This is a genomic window from Thiomonas sp. TH-17 (assembly GCF_057473305.1).
Genome location: NZ_JBYCKI010000244.1, coordinates 1 through 1,444, shown reverse-complemented (window position 1 = coordinate 1,444; position 1,444 = coordinate 1). Strand labels below are relative to the sequence as shown.

Annotated in this window: 2 protein-coding genes; both read left to right on the top strand. The window is 60.5% G+C overall.

What is annotated here, in order from left to right; translation table 11 throughout:
• Positions 1-55: 55 nt before the first annotated feature.
• A complete protein-coding gene (gene hflX / locus AC2VLV_RS14260) occupies positions 56-1,192 on the top strand; it encodes a GTPase HflX (protein ID WP_486990609.1) in 1,137 nt (378 codons plus the stop codon).
• A 41-nt stretch (positions 1,193-1,233) separates the two neighbouring features.
• Positions 1,234-1,444 (top strand): protease modulator HflK N-terminal domain-containing protein (locus tag AC2VLV_RS14255; RefSeq protein WP_486990608.1); only part of this gene is annotated, 211 nt, incomplete at its 3' end.

Sequence of the window (1,444 nt, the reverse complement as noted above, 5' to 3'; positions counted from 1 at the left end):
GAGCAAGAAGCACCCGCAGCCTGAAGGGCAATCTCAGGGCACTGAGCGCGCTGCACTGGTCAGCGTACGGCAGCGACGACCCTCATCCGACGACGCGATGGCTGAGTTGGAGCAGCTCAGTACGTCCGCCGGTTACGCACTGGCGGGCGAGTTGTCTTGCGTGCGTGCGCGGCCCGACGCGGCGACCTACATCGGTTCGGGCAAGCTCGATGAATTGAGCGAACTGGTCAGCACCACTTCGGCGGACGCCATCATTTTCGACAATGCACTGAGCCCCATCCAGCAGCGCAATCTGGAGAAAGCCCTCGGCAAGCCTGTCATCGACCGTACTGGCCTCATCCTCGAAATCTTCGCTCGACGTGCGCAGAGCGCCGAAGGCAAGATGCAGGTCGAACTTGCTCGTCTCGAACACCTGGCCACGCGTCTCGTGCGCGGCTGGACTCACCTGGAGCGCCAGACCGGCGGTATCGGCGTGCGCGGCGGCCCGGGCGAAAAGCAGATCGAGCTCGACCGCCGGATGCTCGACGACAAGATCAAGATGCTTCGCACACGTCTGGGCAAACTGGGTCGCCAGCGCATGACGCAACGCCGTGCGCGCAGACGCACCGGCGCGTTTCGCGTGGCGTTGGTGGGCTACACCAATGCTGGCAAAAGCACGTTGTTCAACGCCCTCACCAAGTCGAAAATTTACGCGGCCGATCAGCTTTTTGCGACCCTCGACACCACCACGCGCAAGTTCTACCTAGGCCCGCAGGTCAACGTCACCTTGTCCGACACGGTGGGTTTCATCCGCGATTTGCCGCATACTTTGATCGAGGCCTTCAAGGCCACGCTCGAAGACACGCTTCAGGCCGATTTGCTGCTGCACGTCGTGGATGCCAGTTCGCCCATGTTGCGCGAGCAGATGGATGAAGTTCACGCCGTTCTGCGTGAGATCGGCGCGGACGATATTCCGCAATTCTTGATCTTCAACAAATCTGATCTGTTGCCAGTGAACCTTCAGGTTACAAATGGTCACACTCAATCTGAGGGCATCGAAGCGCGTGCTAGCATGCTTCGGCTTGTCGTAAGCGCCTTGACCGGCGCTGGTGTTGCCTCCCTCAAAAGTGCGTTGCTGGAAGCGGTATTGGCTGATCCCCGCTTCCAATCCTCTGCTTCAGCTTTGTCGGACACTACTCAAATTTCCGCATGACTCCCTTACGTTTTTGGCCACGTGTGTGGCCGTTTTCGCGCATGTTCAACCTCAATGACCCGCGTTGGGGCAAGGACGACGGCACGAGCGGCCAGCAAAGCAATAACAACCAAGACCCCAACCGGCGTCCCGGTGGTGGCGGACCGCCCGATCTCGATGAACTCTGGCGTGATTTCAACCGCAAGCTCAACGGCCTGTTCGGCAAGAAGCGCGGCGGAGGCAACGGTGGCGGCACGCCGCCGCAACGCCCCG